Annotated in this window: 15 protein-coding genes; 9 read left to right on the forward strand and 6 right to left on the reverse strand. The window is 68.9% G+C overall.

Features of this window, described 5'->3' with window-relative positions:
- Positions 1 to 8 precede the first annotated feature (8 nt).
- Together LTL01_RS05700 and LTL01_RS05705 are read left to right on the forward strand one after the other, a co-directional pair.
- Complete coding sequence (locus LTL01_RS05700) at positions 9 to 1,532, forward strand: SpaH/EbpB family LPXTG-anchored major pilin (protein WP_236967765.1); 1,524 nt, start codon at positions 9 to 11, stop codon at positions 1,530 to 1,532.
- 32 nt (positions 1,533 to 1,564) lie between these two features.
- Positions 1,565 to 2,482, forward strand: a complete 918-nt coding sequence (locus LTL01_RS05705) for a class C sortase (protein WP_272877811.1) — start codon at positions 1,565 to 1,567, stop codon at positions 2,480 to 2,482.
- Positions 2,483 to 2,648: 166 nt separating this feature from the next.
- Here the strand turns inward: LTL01_RS05705 and LTL01_RS05710 are convergent, their stop codons facing one another.
- A complete protein-coding gene (locus tag LTL01_RS05710) occupies positions 2,649 to 4,034 on the reverse strand; it encodes an HNH endonuclease signature motif containing protein (protein ID WP_236967767.1) in 1,386 nt (461 codons plus the stop codon).
- A gap of 83 nt (positions 4,035 to 4,117) precedes the next feature.
- Positions 4,118 to 4,882, reverse strand: coding sequence for a nucleoside phosphorylase (locus LTL01_RS05715; RefSeq protein ID WP_053546609.1), 765 nt, complete (start codon positions 4,880 to 4,882; stop codon positions 4,118 to 4,120).
- A gap of 357 nt (positions 4,883 to 5,239) precedes the next feature.
- On the opposite strand from LTL01_RS05715, the gene LTL01_RS14835 reads away from it, so the two are divergent.
- On the forward strand, positions 5,240 to 5,989 hold the full coding sequence (locus tag LTL01_RS14835; protein WP_236967768.1) for a MerR family transcriptional regulator: 750 nt from the start codon (positions 5,240 to 5,242) through the stop codon (positions 5,987 to 5,989).
- A 141-nt stretch (positions 5,990 to 6,130) separates the two neighbouring features.
- On the forward strand, positions 6,131 to 6,715 hold the full coding sequence (locus LTL01_RS05725; protein ID WP_236967769.1) for a nucleotidyltransferase family protein: 585 nt from the start codon (positions 6,131 to 6,133) through the stop codon (positions 6,713 to 6,715).
- A gap of 22 nt (positions 6,716 to 6,737) precedes the next feature.
- Here the strand turns inward: LTL01_RS05725 and LTL01_RS05730 are convergent, their stop codons facing one another.
- Genes LTL01_RS05730 through purS form a run of 3 tightly spaced genes read right to left on the reverse strand, consistent with a single transcriptional unit; the run spans position 6,738 to position 8,666 of the window.
- On the reverse strand, positions 6,738 to 7,664 hold the full coding sequence (locus LTL01_RS05730; RefSeq protein ID WP_236967770.1) for a 2-hydroxyacid dehydrogenase: 927 nt from the start codon (positions 7,662 to 7,664) through the stop codon (positions 6,738 to 6,740).
- Positions 7,665 to 7,713: 49 nt separating this feature from the next.
- Complete coding sequence (gene purQ, locus LTL01_RS05735; RefSeq protein WP_236967771.1) at positions 7,714 to 8,421, reverse strand: phosphoribosylformylglycinamidine synthase subunit PurQ; 708 nt, start codon at positions 8,419 to 8,421, stop codon at positions 7,714 to 7,716.
- Complete coding sequence (gene purS, locus LTL01_RS05740; RefSeq protein ID WP_236967772.1) at positions 8,418 to 8,666, reverse strand: phosphoribosylformylglycinamidine synthase subunit PurS; 249 nt, start codon at positions 8,664 to 8,666, stop codon at positions 8,418 to 8,420. The genes purQ and purS overlap by 4 nt, the downstream gene beginning before the upstream one ends.
- 281 nt (positions 8,667 to 8,947) lie before the next feature.
- Between purS and LTL01_RS05745 the strand changes: the two genes are divergently transcribed.
- The 5 genes from LTL01_RS05745 (at position 8,948) to LTL01_RS05765 (ending at position 14,842) form a co-directional block, all read left to right on the forward strand.
- Positions 8,948 to 10,222 carry an ABC transporter substrate-binding protein gene (locus LTL01_RS05745; RefSeq protein WP_310890646.1) on the forward strand — a complete coding sequence of 425 codons (1,275 nt, stop codon included), beginning with the start codon at positions 8,948 to 8,950 and terminating at the stop codon, positions 10,220 to 10,222.
- A 75-nt stretch (positions 10,223 to 10,297) separates the two neighbouring features.
- Positions 10,298 to 11,350 (forward strand): carbohydrate ABC transporter permease, encoded by a 1,053-nt coding sequence (locus LTL01_RS05750; RefSeq protein WP_053546602.1) that lies wholly within the window; start codon positions 10,298 to 10,300, stop codon positions 11,348 to 11,350.
- Positions 11,347 to 12,261, forward strand: coding sequence for a carbohydrate ABC transporter permease (locus LTL01_RS05755; RefSeq protein WP_236967774.1), 915 nt, complete (start codon positions 11,347 to 11,349; stop codon positions 12,259 to 12,261). Before LTL01_RS05750 ends, LTL01_RS05755 begins: the two co-directional genes overlap by 4 nt.
- Positions 12,262 to 12,330: 69 nt before the next feature.
- Entirely contained in the window at positions 12,331 to 13,797 is a 1,467-nt protein-coding gene (locus tag LTL01_RS05760) for a glycoside hydrolase family 1 protein (protein WP_236967775.1), read from the forward strand.
- 31 nt (positions 13,798 to 13,828) lie between these two features.
- Positions 13,829 to 14,842, forward strand: a complete 1,014-nt coding sequence (locus LTL01_RS05765) for a LacI family DNA-binding transcriptional regulator (RefSeq protein ID WP_236967776.1) — start codon at positions 13,829 to 13,831, stop codon at positions 14,840 to 14,842.
- A 21-nt stretch (positions 14,843 to 14,863) separates the two neighbouring features.
- On the opposite strand, the gene LTL01_RS05770 is transcribed toward LTL01_RS05765, so the two are convergent.
- Positions 14,864 to 15,811, reverse strand: coding sequence for a phosphoribosylaminoimidazolesuccinocarboxamide synthase (locus tag LTL01_RS05770; protein ID WP_236967777.1), 948 nt, complete (start codon positions 15,809 to 15,811; stop codon positions 14,864 to 14,866).
- Positions 15,812 to 15,820 lie beyond the last annotated feature (9 nt).

The raw sequence follows: 15,820 nt of genomic DNA on the forward strand, positions 1-15,820 counted from the left end.
GGAACACAATGTCCATCCGCAGAAAAGCAGCCGCTGTCTTCAGTGTGCTCACATTCGGGGTCATCGCGGCCGTCGGTGCGGTCGCGCCGGCTTCGGCCGTGACTCTCCCCGGCAACATCGATTCCGAGGTCGACCGTTCGCTGACGATCCACAAGCACGCACTGGGCCCGTCGACTCCGCTGAACCCGTTCTCCACGGGCCAGGAGCTGGCGAACCCGCCCGCGGACCCGCTCCCCGGTGCGCAGTTCACGGCAACGCTGGTCTCGGGTGTCGACCTGACGACCCCTGAGGGGTGGACCACGGCCGCTCAGCTGACGCCCGCACAGGCGGCGCAGCGCCCGAACACTGTGGTCTTCACCTCCACCGTGACCAACACTGCGGGCATCGCGACGTTCCCCGTGGACGCCGGGACCTACCCTGACGGACTGCCTATCGGTCTGTACCTCGTCACCGAGACGCAGCTGCCCCCGGGTGCCACCAACCCGGCGGCTCCGTTCCTGGTCACGCTGCCGCTGCCCACCGGCGTTGCGGGAGCCCCCGCGAACCAGTGGATCTACGACGTCCATGTCTACCCCAAGAACGCGGTGACGCAGCTGACGAAGACGCGCGTTCCGGCGCCGGCGGGCTCGGTGGAGCGTCGTAACCCCGACCTGGTCCGCTGGGCCGTGGCCTCGACGATTCCGACGCTCGCAGCCGGAGACACGATCGATGTCTTCACCCTCACCGACCAGCTCCCCAGCGAGCTGACCTACCTCGATGCCGTGACCACCCCCGCGGGTGTGACGCCGTCGAACGTTGTCGTGACGAATGCAGCCGGCGTTCCGCAGTCCTTCGCAGAGAACACCGACTACACCATCACCGAGGTGGGCGGCACGGTCACGGTGAACTTCACCCCCTTGGGTCTGGGGCGTCTGACGGCTCTCCAGGGTGGGACGGTCACCTTCGAGGTGCTTACGCGGGCGACCTCGATCCCCGGCTCGGGCGTCATCGTCAACAACGCCTCCGCCAACGTCAACGGGTCCACCGAGACGGCCGTCGGCAGCACCCCGATCGGTCAGCTGACGATCAACGCGTACGCCACCAGCGAGGGTGCGCGCACTCCGCTGGCGGGTGCGGTGTACCAGGTGTTCCTCACCGAGCAGGACGCGATCAACGGGGCGAACCCGATCTCGATCGACGGCGAGACGACCTGGACCACCGGTCCGGACGGCAATGTCGTCATCCCGATCGTCACTCCGGGCAACTACTGGGTGCGCGAGATCACGCCCCCGGCCGGGTACCAGCTGCCCTCGCCGGATCGCATCCTCACCGCGGTCGTTCCGGGACCGACGTCGACCGTGGCGCCCGTGCGCAACTACGTCGAGTTCGCGCACAACCAGGTGCCGGCGTTCGTGTTGCCGATCACCGGTGGTGACGGCGGAGTCTGGTTCGCCGCGGGTGGCGCGGCGCTCCTGACGGTGATGCTGGGGTCGGCGCTCTTCGTGGCGCGTCGCAACGCGCGCACGGCGCGTGCCGAGACCGCTGCCGTCTGAGGTACCGTCGCACCGTGAGGAAGGGGTCGACGATGCGGGATTCTCCCGTGTCGTCGACCCCTTCCGTGCTTCCGCTGCGCAGGGATCGTCGACGGGGGAGGTGGCGGCTTCCTCGTCTTCCTCTCTTTTTCGCGCTCGGAGCGCTCCTCGGTGTGGGGCTCCTGATGTATCCGACGGTCGCCGCGTGGTTCGCCCAGTACGTGCAATCGCAGGAGATCGACTCGTACTCCGAGCAGGTTCGTGATCTCGGAGCGGACAGTCTCGCGGCGCAGCTCGAGGCGGCTCGGGAGTACAACGCGGGTCTCGTCGACGGGGGCGCGGAGATCGCCTCGAACGAGCGGTTGCCGTTGGCCAATGTTCCGGACCAGTCGAGCGTGTATGCCGAGCAGCTGCGTTCGGATGCGACCGGCATCATGGCGCGGCTGAAGATTCCGGCGATCCGCGTCGATCTGCCGGTCTATCACGGGACCAGCGAGCAGGTCCTGTATGAGGGCGTGGGGCATCTGGAAGGAACCGCCTTGCCGGTGGGTGGGGCCACGACGCATTCCGTCCTCACCGCTCATCGCGGTCTTGCGACGGCGGAGCTGTTCACGAACCTGGATCAGGTCGAGGTGGAGGACACCTTCACTATCGAGGTGTTCGGCGAGGTCCTCTCCTATCGTGTGATCAACACCCAGGTGGTCGAGCCCGAGGACACCGAGTCCCTCGTTCCCGTCGTCGGTGAGGATCTGGTCACGCTCGTGACCTGCACGCCGTTGGGCGTGAACAGTCACCGCATCCTGGTCACCGGCGAGCGGATCATTCCGACTCCCCAGGGCGATCTCGACGGCGCCGGTGCGCGTCCGGAGATCCCGACGTTCCCGTGGTGGATCGTGATCCTCGCCGGATCGTTCGTCCTCGCCGCGGTGTACGTCTGGTGGTCGGGTCGGCAGCGTCGGGATTCGCCCTGACGCGTGCTCTTGTCACATGACCCCCACTGCCTTGAAGAGGTGCGGGGGCAGGCGCTTCCGTCATCCGGTCACGCATTGATCGCCCGGTTCGAGGGTGATCACTCGGTCGAAACGACGACCGCTCGGTCGAAACGACGATCGCTCGGTCGAAACGACGATCGCTCGGTCAGAAGGGCGCGGGTTTGGGCGGCGGTGCGCCGCCACCCTCGTCCGGGGGTGGTGCCCCACCTCCGGAGGGCATGAATCGCACCAGTGGTGCCGGTGGGTGGTCGATGTAGATGCGTCCGGTGGGTGAGGTCCATTCGAGGACTCCGCCGCCGAGTTGTCGGACGCCCCAGGAGGTGAATTGCTTCATCGAGTGGTGTCGTTGACATAAGTGACAGAGATTCCGGATGTCGGTGGGGCCGCCCAACGCGAAGTCGATCGTGTGGTCGAGTTCGCAGCGGATCGCGGGCCGGCGGCATCCGGGAAATCGGCAGTGCCGGTCCCGTGCCTTCAGGAACCGCGCCATCGACGCCGTCCGCCGGTACGAGTCGGTGCACAGCACCTGCCCCGACACCGGGTGCACCACGAGACGCTCCCATGATGCAGTGACTCCGGCGAGTGCCCGGGCGGTGGACGGGTCGATGGGGGCGGATCCGACGAGGTCGGCGGTGGTGGTGTCGTTCGCGGGGTCGTCGTCTTTCCCGAGAAGTGTCAATGCCGGCACGACGACCTGAACCTTCGCGCGGATCATCCCCAGCGTGCCGTTCCCGTCACCATCGATGGTCGGGTCGACCAGCGGGGAGGCGGTGAGGAGCATGTCGCAGAGGATGTCCGCGCGGATCTGATCCCGCGTGCGGCAATCCGGCTCCGCGTCGCCGGCGTCCGCGTCGGCCCCGTCGTCGCGGGGGGCGTTGCGGGCGTCGATGATCGACGACGCCTGCTCGTTGAGTCGGTCGCTGATCCCTTCCGCCAGAAGCGTGGGAAGGGTCGCGACGAGCTCCGACATCCCATCCCGCAGCGGCGTGACACTCACCCGCCGTTCCTCGCGGGCCTTCGCATGCCGCTCCGCCAACGTCCGCGGATGCAGCTCCTGCGCGAGGTGATCGAGGCGATCCTTGACCCGACCGACCGATTGGCCGACACACAGCTCCGCGGCGGCCGCGTCGAACTCCGCCCGCCCATCGCGGGGCAGCACCGTCCCGCACCGCAACACCGCGGTGGCGTGGCCACGGGTGATGCGCCCCGCTTCCCACGCGGCCAACGTGGCGGGGTAGCACTCGACCCACTCCACTGCCTGGGTGATCTGCGCCTGCATGGAACGGTCGGTGGTGAACGTCACCCCGGCAAGTTCCGCGGCGACGGACCGGTAGACCATCTCCTGCGACCGCACCGACGCCGACTGGCGCCGCGACACGCGTTCGGCGATCGCGCCCGCGCGCGCTTGGTTGCGGACGTTCTCGACCTCCATCGCCCCCAATGCGGGGGTGATCCGCTCGGCGGCGCATGCGACCTCGTCGAGTTCGGCGAGGTCTTCGTCGCTGAACTCGATCAACCGGCTCGTATTCATGTTCGAAGACTAGCGATAGCCTCCGACATTCAAGACGAAGATCTCACCGATGTGGAAAAAAATCCGAGAAAACTTCCCCACCCTCAGAGCTCCAGCTCGACCGCCGTCTCCAGTGCCGCTTCGATCGACCGCATCCAACCGTCGGACAGGGCCGGCTTGACTCCCGAATAGAGCGACGCACCGTCGATGAGGTTGCTCGAGCACGCGCAGACCATTGCGGCGCGGAGGCCCCGCAGACGCGCGACGATGAACAGGGCCGACGCCTCCATCTCGACGTTCAGGATGCCCATGCGGTTGAGCTGCTCGATCCACTCCGGCGTCTCGGCGTAGAACGCGTCGTCGCTGACGCTGATGCCGCGGTGCGAGGTGGTTCCGGCATCCGTCGCGATCCGTTCCGAGTGCCGCGCGAGCGCCGTCGTCAGCTCGAGGTCGGGGACGGCGGGGAAGCCCTTCGGGAGGTAGGCGTCGGTGGTGCCGTCGTTGCGGAAGCTGCCCTCGCTCACCAGCAGATCGCCGGGGACGATCCCGGGCTGGACCGCCGCCGAGCTGCCGACACGGATGAACGAGGTCACGCCCACGCGCGCGAGCTCTTCGACCGCGATCGCCGTGGAGGGGCACCCCATTCCGGTGGATGTCGCGGTGATGTGGCGGCCTTTGTACCAGCCGGTCATGGTGCGGTGCTCGCGGTTGTGGGCGACTTCCTTGACATCGGTGAGGAACTCCGCGACGAGCGGCACGCGGAACGGGTCCCCCGGCAGCAGCGCGACCGACGAGACCTCTCCGGGTGCGAGGGCGACGTGGTACTGGCGGGTGTTGACGCCAGCGGTGGACTTGTCGACGGTGGCCATGGTTTCTCCTGAGGGTCTGAGACGACGGAATCGTCGCAGTCCCCGCCCTGCCCGCCGGGGGAATCCCGACCGGCGGCCATGGTTGATAGGACGCGCGGATGCCGACGCTACCGCCGCCGTGTTACGGACGTGTTCCAGCCATTCTCCCGGCGCGCCCGGCGGCGGTCACCGCGCAGTCTCCGAGTCTCGCCTGCGACGGATGTCGGACACCGGCCGCCCATATCCTCGAGCCCTCCGTCGGGAGCGACGCGTATGCCGCGACGCCAGCCTTCTCGAAAGAGCTGCGACGTCCGCTTGACTCTGCCGCTGCGTCAAACGGCAGAGTGAGGGTATCGAACGCACGCTGAGGAGGAGACCGTGACGGAGTGGGCGATCAAGGACCTCGCCAAGGCGACCGGCCTCACCAGCCGCGCGCTGCGGCACTACGAGCACATCGGACTGCTGCATCCGTCGCGTGTCGCGAGCAACGGGTACCGCTTCTACGGCGACGCCGAGGTCGCGCGGCTGTACCGGATCCTGTCGCTTCGTGCGCTGGACCTCCCACTGCCGACGATCCGGCGTGCGCTCGATGACCAGACGACCCTCGCCGACGCGATCGAGGGTCACCTCGCTCTCCTCGAGGAGCGGCGAGAACGAATCATGGAACAGATCGCCGACGTCCGCCGCGTGCGGGACGCGGTGAGGAAAGGACGAGAGATGCCCATCGGCGACGTGTTCTCCGGTGTTGACGACAGCCGCTATGAGGAGGAGGTGCGCACCCGGTGGGGTGACGCAGCGTGGGAACGCTCCGCCAGGCGGCGCGCCGGGATGACGGATGAGCAGCGCGCCGACGACGACAGGCGAAGCCTCGACGTCAACGCCGCCCTGCGGGCGGCGGCCGAGGACGGTGAGGCTCCCGACAGCTCACGATTCCAGGAGCTGATCGCCGTCCATCACCGCTGGGTGACCGAGCAGTGGGACGGGAAGGCCCCGAACCGCGCGGCGTACACCGGCCTGGCGGAGATGTACGTCGCCGACGAGCGCTTCGCCGCGGTCTACGGCGGTGAGGCGAACGCCGCGACGATCCGCGACGCGATCCGCATCTGGACCGACGCCCACCTCGCCTGACCCCGCGCCCCGCCCGCCCCCGCTCCTTGACGCCGAGACTGCATCCTCCGGTCGAGACAGCACGCCGCGCACGCAGTCTCGACCGGAGGATGCAGTCTCGCGGCCAATCGGGGGACCCGGGGGCGGGGGTAGCGTCGAGGGGTGGATGAGCGGGGCGTGGTGGGGGTGGTGCTCGCGGCGGGCGCGGGGGCGCGCTTCGGCGGACCCAAGGCCCTCGCCCGGACGCCCGACGGCGAGCCCTGGATCGCGCGCGCCGTCGCGACGCTCACGGAGAGCGGATGCCGGGAGGTCGTCGTCATCCTCGGCGCACGCGCCGACGAGGCGCGGCCGCTCGTTCCCGACACGGCGACCGTCGTCGTCGCCGCGGACTGGGCGGAGGGGCTCTCCGCCTCCCTCCGCGCGGCCCTGCGATCCGTCGGCGAGCGCCCGACGGATCGCCCGGCGGATCGTGCGGTCATCGTCCCGGTCGACACCCCCGACCTCCCGGTCGCCGCCGTCAGGCGCGTCCTCGCGGCATCCGTCATCACCGGCGCGCAGACGCTCGCGCGAGCGACCTACGCCGGCCGCCCCGGGCATCCGGTCGTGCTCGGCCGCGCGCACTGGCCCGAGCTCGCCGCAACCGCCCGCGGCGACCGCGGTGCCGGCCCCTACTTCCGCGCCCACGGCGCCATCGAGATCGAGTGCGGCGACCTGTGGGACGGCGCCGACATCGACCACCGCCCCTGACGCCGGCACCGCGGCGAGGAGCTCAGCCGCGCAGCACCACGTTCAGCGGCTCTTCGCCCGCACGCAGGCGGTCGATCTGCTTCCGCACCAGGCGCGCGATCCGCGGGGTCATCGCCGACGAGGCACCGCCGACGTGCGGGGTGACGAGCACGCCCGGGAGCGACCAGAGAGGATGCCCCTCCGGCAGCGGCTCGGGGTCGGTGACGTCGAGCGCCGCGCGCACCCGACCGCGCTCCACGTGCGCGACGAGGGCATCGGTGTCGACAAGCGAGCCGCGCCCCACGTTGACGATGAGCGCGCCGTCGGGGAGCGCCGAGAGGAACGCGTCGTCGACGAGACGGTGGGTACTGTCGCCTCCGGGGAGGGTGAGGATGACGATCTCGGCGTCGCCGAGGAGCGCCGGCAGCTCGTCCACCCCGTGCACCGGCATCCCGTCTTCGACGCGCGCGCGGGAGGCGACGACCGTGAGGTCGACCTCGAACCCGGCGAGCCGGGCGGCGACGGCCTTACCGACCCCGCCCCAGCCGAGGAGCAGCACGCGCCGGTCGGCGAGGCTCTCGGTGAACACCGACTCCCAGCGCCCGGCGGCGGTGTCGACGGCGAATTGATCGATGCGGCGCTGCGCCGCGATGGCGAGCCCGACCGCCAGCTCGGCGGTCGAGGTCTCATGGACGCTCGCGGCGTTCGCGAAGAGGTGCCCGGCGGGCAGCAGGTCCTCGACGCCCTCGTAGCCGATCGACTGGCTCTGGATGAGCCCCGTCTCCACGCCCTCGAGGCGCGACAGGACGGTCTTCATCGACATGTACGGGGGCACGACCATGTCGATCGCCTCACGCGGGGCGGGCCCGTCCATCGGCCATACCAGCAGCTCGACGTCGTCGGGCAGCTCGCCCAGGTCGGCGGCGAGGCGGTCGGTGGGCACGGTCACGACGATGCGGCGGGAAGTCACCCGCTCCACGCTACCCGCGGCCGTTCGCCCGGTCGGCCGCGCGCCCCGCTTAGACCGCCGCGGCGGCGAGAGCCGAGATCGCGGAGGTGAAGAACGGCAGGCCGTCCACGCCCGAGCGCATAGCGGCCGGGGTGTTCGGGCCGAAGCCCTCTTCGACGGCGTGCTCGGGGTGCGGCATGAGGCCGACGACGTTGCCGCGGTCGTTGGCGATCCCGGCGATATCGCGGAGCGACCCGTTCGGGTTCACGCCGAGGTAGCGGAACGCGACGCGTCCTTCGCCCTCCAGGCGGTCCAGTTCGTCCTCCGACGCGATGTAGCCGCCGTCGGCGTTCTTCAGCGGGATGACGATCTCCTGGCCGTCGGTGAAGTCCGACGTCCAGGCGGTGTCGGCGTTCTCGACCCGCAGGCGCTGGTCGCGCCGGATGAACTGCTGGTGCGCGTTGCGGATGAGGCCGCCGGGGAGGAGGTGCGCCTCGACGAGCATCTGGAAGCCGTTGCAGATGCCGAGGATCGGCATCCCCTTCGCGGCGGCATCCTTCACCTCGGCCATGATCGGCGCGAGGGCGGCGATGGCCCCGGCGCGGAGGTAGTCGCCGTAGCTGAAGCCGCCGGGGAGGACGAGGGCGTCGACGCCCTCGAGGTCGTGCGAACCGTGCCACAGGGCGACGGGCTCGGCGCCGGCGATGCGGATCGCGCGCTGCGCGTCGCGGTCGTCGAGCGATCCGGGGAAGGTGATGACGCCGATGCGCGCGGTCATTCGACGACCTCGATGCCGACCACGTCCTCGATGACGGAGTTGGAGAGGATGTCGTCGGCGATGCGCCGTGCCTCGGCGAGGATCTCGTCGGTGACCTCGCCCTCGACGGTCAGTTCGAAGCGCTTGCCGATGCGCACATCGGTGAAGGCGTCTTTGCCGAGTCGCGACAGTGCGCCCGACACGGCCTTCCCCTGCGGGTCCAGAAGTTCGGCCTTGGGCATGACGTCGACGACGATGGTGGGCATGATGAAGGCTCCGGATGTCGCGGGCAGGGGTGGGCCCAGTCTACGGCCGCCGCCCTCCCGACCGCGATCGTGCGACGAGCCTGGTCGAATCACGATCGTGCCCGGGCTGTGATCGCACCGTGACCAAAAACGTGGGAGCGCTCTCTTGACATCGTGGGAGCGATCTCATAGCGTGTGATCACGTTCGGTGGGAACGCTCCCACGACACCGAGGTCTCCCGCACCAGTCTGAGGCCGAATACTCTGCAACACCGATCGACCTGAACACACAAAGGAGTGACAGTGAACTCACGAGCCATGCGCAGAAGCGCTGCCGCGGTCGCCGCGTTCTCGGCGACCGCCATCGTCCTCGCCGGCTGCACCAGCGGTGGCGACACCGGTGGCGGCGACGCCGGTGGCGACGCGGGCAGCGACACCCTGACCCTCGCCACCTTCAACGACTTCGGCTACACCGACGAGCTGCTCGCGGAGTTCACCGCAGAGACCGGCATCGAGGTCGTCCACAACAAGGCGTCGACGTCCGACGACGCCCGCGCGAATTTCTTCCAGAAGCTCGGCAACACCGGTCTCGCCGATGTCGAGGGCGTGGAGATCGACTGGTTCGCTGAGATGATGCAGTACTCGGACCTGCTCACCCCGGTGCCGGACGACGTCAAGGGCCGCTGGATCGACTTCAAGGAAGCCGCCGCGACGGACGCCGAGGGCAACCTCGTCGCCTACGGCACCGACATCGGACCCCAGGGCATCTGCTACCGCGAAGACCTGTACGAGGCCGCGGGGCTTCCGACCGACCGTGAGTCCGTCGAGGCGCTCTTCCCGACCTGGGACGCCTTCTTCGACGTGGCCGACGACTACACCGAAGCCACCGGTCAGCCCTTCGTCGACTCGGCGAACGCGGTGCTCCAGGGCATCATGAACCAGCTCGAGTACACCTACGAAGAGCCCGACGGCGCGATCATCGCCACCGAGAACCCCGACGTCCGCGAGTCGTACGACACCGTCGTCGAGCGCGCGGTGCCGATTTCGGCCTATGCCGGACAGTGGAGCGACGACTGGTTCGCCTCGCTCGCCGGTGGCGAGTTCGCCACGATGCTCTGCCCGGGCTGGATGCTCGGCATCATCGAGGGCAACGCCCCTGAGACCGAGGGCTGGAACATCGCCAACGCCTTCCCGGGCGGCGGCGGAAACTGGGGCGGCTCGTACCTCGTCGTCCCGGCCAACGGCGCCAACGTCGAGGCCGCGCAGCAGCTCGCCGACTGGCTGACCGCTCCCGAGCAGCAGCTGAAGGCGTTCGAGAACGCGGGCACGTTCCCCAGCCAGAGCGAGGCGCTCGAGAGCCCGATCCTGCTCGACTCGACCAACGAGTACTTCAACGACGCCCCGACCGGCCAGATCCTCACCGACCGTGCGGACGCGATCACCGTGACGCCGTTCAAGGGACCGCAGTACTTCCAGTACCACAACGCCCTCCAGGATGCGGTGACCCGCGTCTTCGACGGCCTTGAGGACCCGGAGACCAGCTGGGAGACCTGGGTCACCCAGGTCTCGGGCTTCTGATCTGATTCCTCTTCGACGCGGGCGGCCAGCGCCCCTGGTCGCCCGCGTCGAGCCACCCACTTTCGAAGGACGATCGTGACTGTCACAGAACCGCGCCCGAAGACGCGCGCCGGCGCCTCGACGCCACCCCCGCGCCAGCCCCGCGTGCTGTCTTTCTCGCAGCGGCTGAGCAAGTGGGACCTGAAGGTCTCGCCCTACCTCTACATCTCGCCGTTCTTCATCACCTTCGCGGTGGTGGGTCTGTTCCCCATCGTGTACACGGCGATCATCTCGTTCATGGACTGGGACCTCATCCGAGGCTCCGGCACCTTCGTCGGATTCGACCAGTACATCTGGATCCTCACGCAGCCCCACTTCTGGACCGCGCTGCGCAACACGTTCTCGATCTTCCTGCTGTCGACGATCCCGCAGATCGTCCTCGCGATCTTCATCGCCTCGGTCCTCGACCGCAACCTCCGCGCCAAGACCTTCTGGCGCATGAGCGTCCTGGTGCCCTTCGTGGTCGCACCGGTCGCCGTCGGCCTCATCTTCAACGCGATCTTCGCCGACCAGTCGGGTCTGGCGAACGCCTGGCTCCAGGCCTTCGGCCTCTCGGCCATCCCGTGGCACGTCGACCCCTTCTGGAGCCACGTCGCCATCGCGACCATGGTCAACTACCGCTGGACCGGCTACAACGCCCTGATCCTGCTGGCCGCGATGCAGGCCGTGAACCGGGATTACTACGAAGCCGCCACCGTCGACGGTGCGGGTCCGATCCGCCAGTTCTTCAGCATCACGCTGCCGTCGCTGAAGCCGACCCTGATCTTCGTCATCATCACCGCCACGATCGGCGGCCTGCAGATCTTCGACGAGCCGCGCGTGTTCGACCAGTTCGGTCGCGGTGGAGCGGCTCAGCAGTGGCTCACGATCACGCTGTACCTCTACCAGATCGGCTGGGGCCAGTGGAACTTCGGCCGGGCCGCGGCGATGGCCTGGATCCTCTTCATCATCATCCTCGGGATCGGGTTGCTCAACCTGCTCATCACACGCACCCTCGTGCGAGATGAGGGCCTCAGATCCGAGATCAGCAAACGGCAGGCGAAAGAGCTCGCCCGGGCCGCAAAGAAGGACGTGGAGGCGAAGCGATGAGCATCGGATACCCCACTCCCCTCGCCGTCGTCGAGGAGAACATCCCCAGCCGCAAGGCGCGCAAGCGCGGTGCGCGTACGACCCGCATCCGCGGATCGCGTCCGGGTTTCTGGGCCTACGGGACGCTGGTCGTCATCATCATCTCGGCCGTCTTCCCGCTGTACTGGTCGTTCATCATCGGTTCCGGTGATTCCTCGACCCTGCGCGGACCGTTCCCGTGGGTCCCGGCCGGCAACTTCTTCGACAACGCCGCCGCGGTCGTCAACAACCCCGCGGTGAACTTCTGGACGGCGCTGTGGAACTCCATCTACAGCTCGTTCCTCATCGCGGCCGCGGTGGTCATCACCTCCACGCTCGCGGGCTGGGCGTTCGCGAAGCTGAAGTTCCTCGGGGGCCCGGCTCTGCTGGTCTTCGTCGTGGCGACGATGGCCGTCCCGCAGCAGCTCGGCGTCGTGCCGCTGTACATCCTGTTCTCCGAGCTCGGCTGGACCGGTCAGATCGGGGCGATCATCATCCCGGCCCTCACCAGCGCTTTCGGTGTGTTCTGGATGACGCAGTACCTCCGTCAGGCGGTGCCCGATGAGCTCATCGAGGCGGCCCGCATGGACGGGGCATCCATGATCCGCACCTTCTGGACCGTCGGCGTCACCGCCGCCCGCCCCGCCGCGGCCATGCTGTTCCTGTTCACGTTCGTGGGCGCCTGGAACAACTTCTTCTGGCCCTTCATCGTGCTGGACCGCCAGAACCCGACCCTGCCGGTCGCGCTGTCGCTGCTGCAGTCGAACTACTTCGTCGACTACTCCATCGTCCTCGCGGGCGTCATCCTCGCCACGATCCCGCTGCTGCTGCTGTTCATCTTCGCCGGTAAGCAGCTGGTGAGCGGCATCATGGCGGGCGCCGTCAAGGGCTGAGCCCCGGCATCCGTCACCCGCACACACCCTCGTCCGTCCCCCCCCATATCCAGAGAGGATGCCGCCCGCATGAGCGAGAACTCCGAGCGCGCCTTCCCCGCGAACTTCCTTTTCGGTGCCGCCACCGCCGCCTTCCAGATCGAGGGCGCCGCCTTCGAGGACGGGCGTCGGGCGTCGATCTGGGACGCGTTCAGCCGTGAGCCCGGCGCGGTCATCCACGCCGACAACGGCGACGTCGCGTGCGATCACTACCACCTGTACCGCGACGACGTGGCGCTGATGAAGCGCATGGGGCTGCAGACCTACCGCTTCTCCACCTCGTGGTCGCGCGTGCGGCCCGATGGGGGAGACCTGAACCCGAAGGGTGTCGACTTCTACAGCCGTCTCGTCGACGAACTGCTCGAGGCCGACATCCTGCCGTGGCTGACGCTCTACCACTGGGACCTCCCGCAGGCGCTCCAGGAGCGCGGCGGCTGGACCGTGCGCGAGACGGCGGACCGCTTCACCGAGTACGCGCTCGACATGCACGACGCCCTCGGCGACCGGGTGAACGTCTGGACGACGCTGAACGAACCCTGGTGCTCGTCGTTCCTCAGCTACGCCGCCGGCATCCACGCACCCGGGCACTACAGCGACGCCGAGGGCATGCTGGCCGCGCACCACCTGCTGCTCGGGCACGGGCAGACGGTGCGCGAGCTGCGCGCCCGCGACTCCTCGCTCAACCTCGGCATCACGCTGAACCTCACCGTCGCCGATCCGGCCGACGCGAACGACCCCGCCGACATCGACGCCGCGCGCCGTATCGACGGACAGTTCAACCGGTGGTTCCTCGACCCGATCTTCCGCGGGGCGTACCCGTCCGACATCATGGCGGACTTCCGCCGGGTGGACGCCGCGGCCGCCGACGCGCTGCAGGCCGCAATCCTCCCCGGAGACCTCGAGGCCATCTCCACGGCCATCGACACGCTCGGGGTGAACTACTACCACGGCGAGCTCGTCAGCGGTCACGCGCCGGTCGTCCCGCCGCCCGTCGGCGAGGCGCCGACGGATCGTCCCGGCCGGTCGCCCTTCCCGGCATCCGACGGCATCTTCTGGCACGAGCGAGGCCTGCCTCGCACGCCCATGAACTGGGAGGTCCAGCCCGAGGGTCTGACCCGCCTGCTCACGCGCGTGTGGCGCGAGTACGCCCAGCCCGCCGACGTGATCCTCTACGTCACCGAGAACGGCGCCGCCTACGACGACGAGCTGGTCGTCGATGCCGGCGAGCCCCGGGTCCACGACGCCGAGCGCGTCGAGTTCGTCCGCGATCACCTCGCGGCGATTCTGGACGCCCAGGATGCCGGCGTCGACGTCCGCGGATACTTCTACTGGTCGCTGCTCGACAACTTCGAGTGGGCGTGGGGCTACGAGAAGCGCTTCGGCATCGTCCGCGTGGACTACGACACGCAGGTGCGAACGGTGAAGGACAGCGGGCGGGAGTACAGCCGTATCATCGCGGCGCGGGCACTCGCGCCGCACGCGGTCCCGGCATCCTGACAGACTGGCGATCGCACGAGGGAGGTTCCACATGAGCGCAGACACCGTTCGAGGTTCTGTCACGATCGAAGAGGTCGCCGCGGCGGCCGGGGTCTCCCGATCGACGGTGTCGCGCGTGGTGAACGGCTCGACGGCCGTGAGCCCGGAAGCGCTCGACGCGGTCAACCGTGCGATCGCCGAACTGAACTACGTGCCGAACCGTGCGGCTCGTTCGCTCGCGAGCCGTCAGACGCACGCCATCGCGCTGATCGTGCCCGAAGACACGACGCGGTTCTTCGGTGACCCGTTCTTCGCCGCGATCGTGTCGGGCATCAACGCCCGACTCAGTCGTTCGGACTACGTGCTGAACCTCTTCATCGCCAATGACGACCCCGGCGACAAGACCACCAGCTACGTCCGCAGTGGTGCCGTCGACGGCGCAATCGTCGTGTCGCACCACACCAGTGACACATTCATCGACCGGATCGCCGCCGTCGTCCCGGTCGTCTACGGCGGTCGCCCCGTGCGCGAGCGCGAGCGCGACTACTACGTCGACGTCGACAACGTCCGGGGCGGACGGGATGCCGTGGCGCACCTGATCGCCCACGGGCGACGCCGCATCGCGACCATCACCGGCCCGCTGAACATGCCCGCCGGCGTCGACCGCCTCCGCGGCTACCGCCAGGCGCTGCAGGAAGCCGGCCTCCTGGAAGGACCGATCGAGGACGGCCGGTTCACCTCCGACGGCGGTACCGCGGCGATGCGTCGCATGCTCGAGCGCGGCGACCTCCCCGATGCGATCTTCATCGCCAGCGACCTGATGGCGCGCGGCGCGATGAGCGTGCTCACCGCCGCCGGCATCCGTGTTCCCGAGGACATCTCGATCGTCGGCTTCGACGATTCACCGGTCGCCACCTCGGTGTCACCGGCGCTGACGACGATGCGTCAGCCCTCGTTCGCGCAGGGGGAGCGGATGGCCTCGATCCTCCTCGACCTCCTCGCCGGACGCGAGGCGCCGCACGTGACGATCCTCGAGACCGAGCTCATCCCCCGCGACTCGGTCTGACGACCGTTGCCGGGCGCGTCCTCACCAGCCGGTGAGGCGCTGAAGCAGTTCGCGGTAGCGGTCGGCCGTACGCTCGACGATCTCGAGCGGCAGGGTCGGCGGTTCGCCGGTGCGGTCCCAATTGGCGGCGAGCCAGTCGCGGACGATCTGCTTGTCGAAGCTCGCCATCCGCTCGGCGGCGCTGTGGCCGGTCTTCCACGCTTCGGCGTCCCAGTACCGTGACGAGTCGCTCGTGAGCACCTCATCGGCGAGCGTCAGGACGCCCGCGTCGTCCAGGCCGAACTCGAACTTCGTATCGGCGAGGATCAGCCCGCGCTCCTCGGCGGTGCGGGCGGCGCGGTCGTAGATCTCCAGCGACAGGTCGCGCAGCTGGGCGGCGAGGTCGGCGCCGACGAGCTCGACGGTCTGCTCGTACGAGATGTTCTCGTCATGCTCGCCGAGCGGAGCCTTGTAGGCGGGCGTGTAGATCGGCTCCGGGAGGCGGTCGCCGTTGGAGAGGCCCTCGGGGAGATGGATGCCGCACACGGTGCCGTTGGCGCGGTACTCCGCCCAGCCCGACCCGGTCAGGTAGCCGCGGACGACGCACTCGACCGGCTGCATGTCGAGGCCCTTCACGATCATCGACCGGCCGGCGACGGCCGGCGGGATGAGGCCGCGCACCGCGTCGGCATCCGTCGTCGATGCGGTGGTGAGCACCCGGCTCGCCGCAAGGTGGTTCGGGATGTCGCGGCCGCCGTCGTCGCCCGCGAGGCGGTCGAACCACCACAGGCTCAGCGTCGTCAGCAGAACACCCTTCTCGGGGATGCCGGGGGAGAGCACGTGGTCGAAGGCGCTCACCCGGTCGCTCGCGACGACGAGCATCCGCTCGGCGGTGGTCGCGTCGCGGGCGGCGTCTTCGGGGACGTAGAGGTCGCGGACCTTCCCCGAGTACACGTGACGCCAGCCGGGGAGGTCGAGGGTTTCACTCACCCGCCCATC

The sequence above is a fragment of the Microbacterium aurantiacum genome, assembly GCF_021654035.1.
Classification (GTDB): domain Bacteria; phylum Actinomycetota; class Actinomycetes; order Actinomycetales; family Microbacteriaceae; genus Microbacterium; species Microbacterium aurantiacum.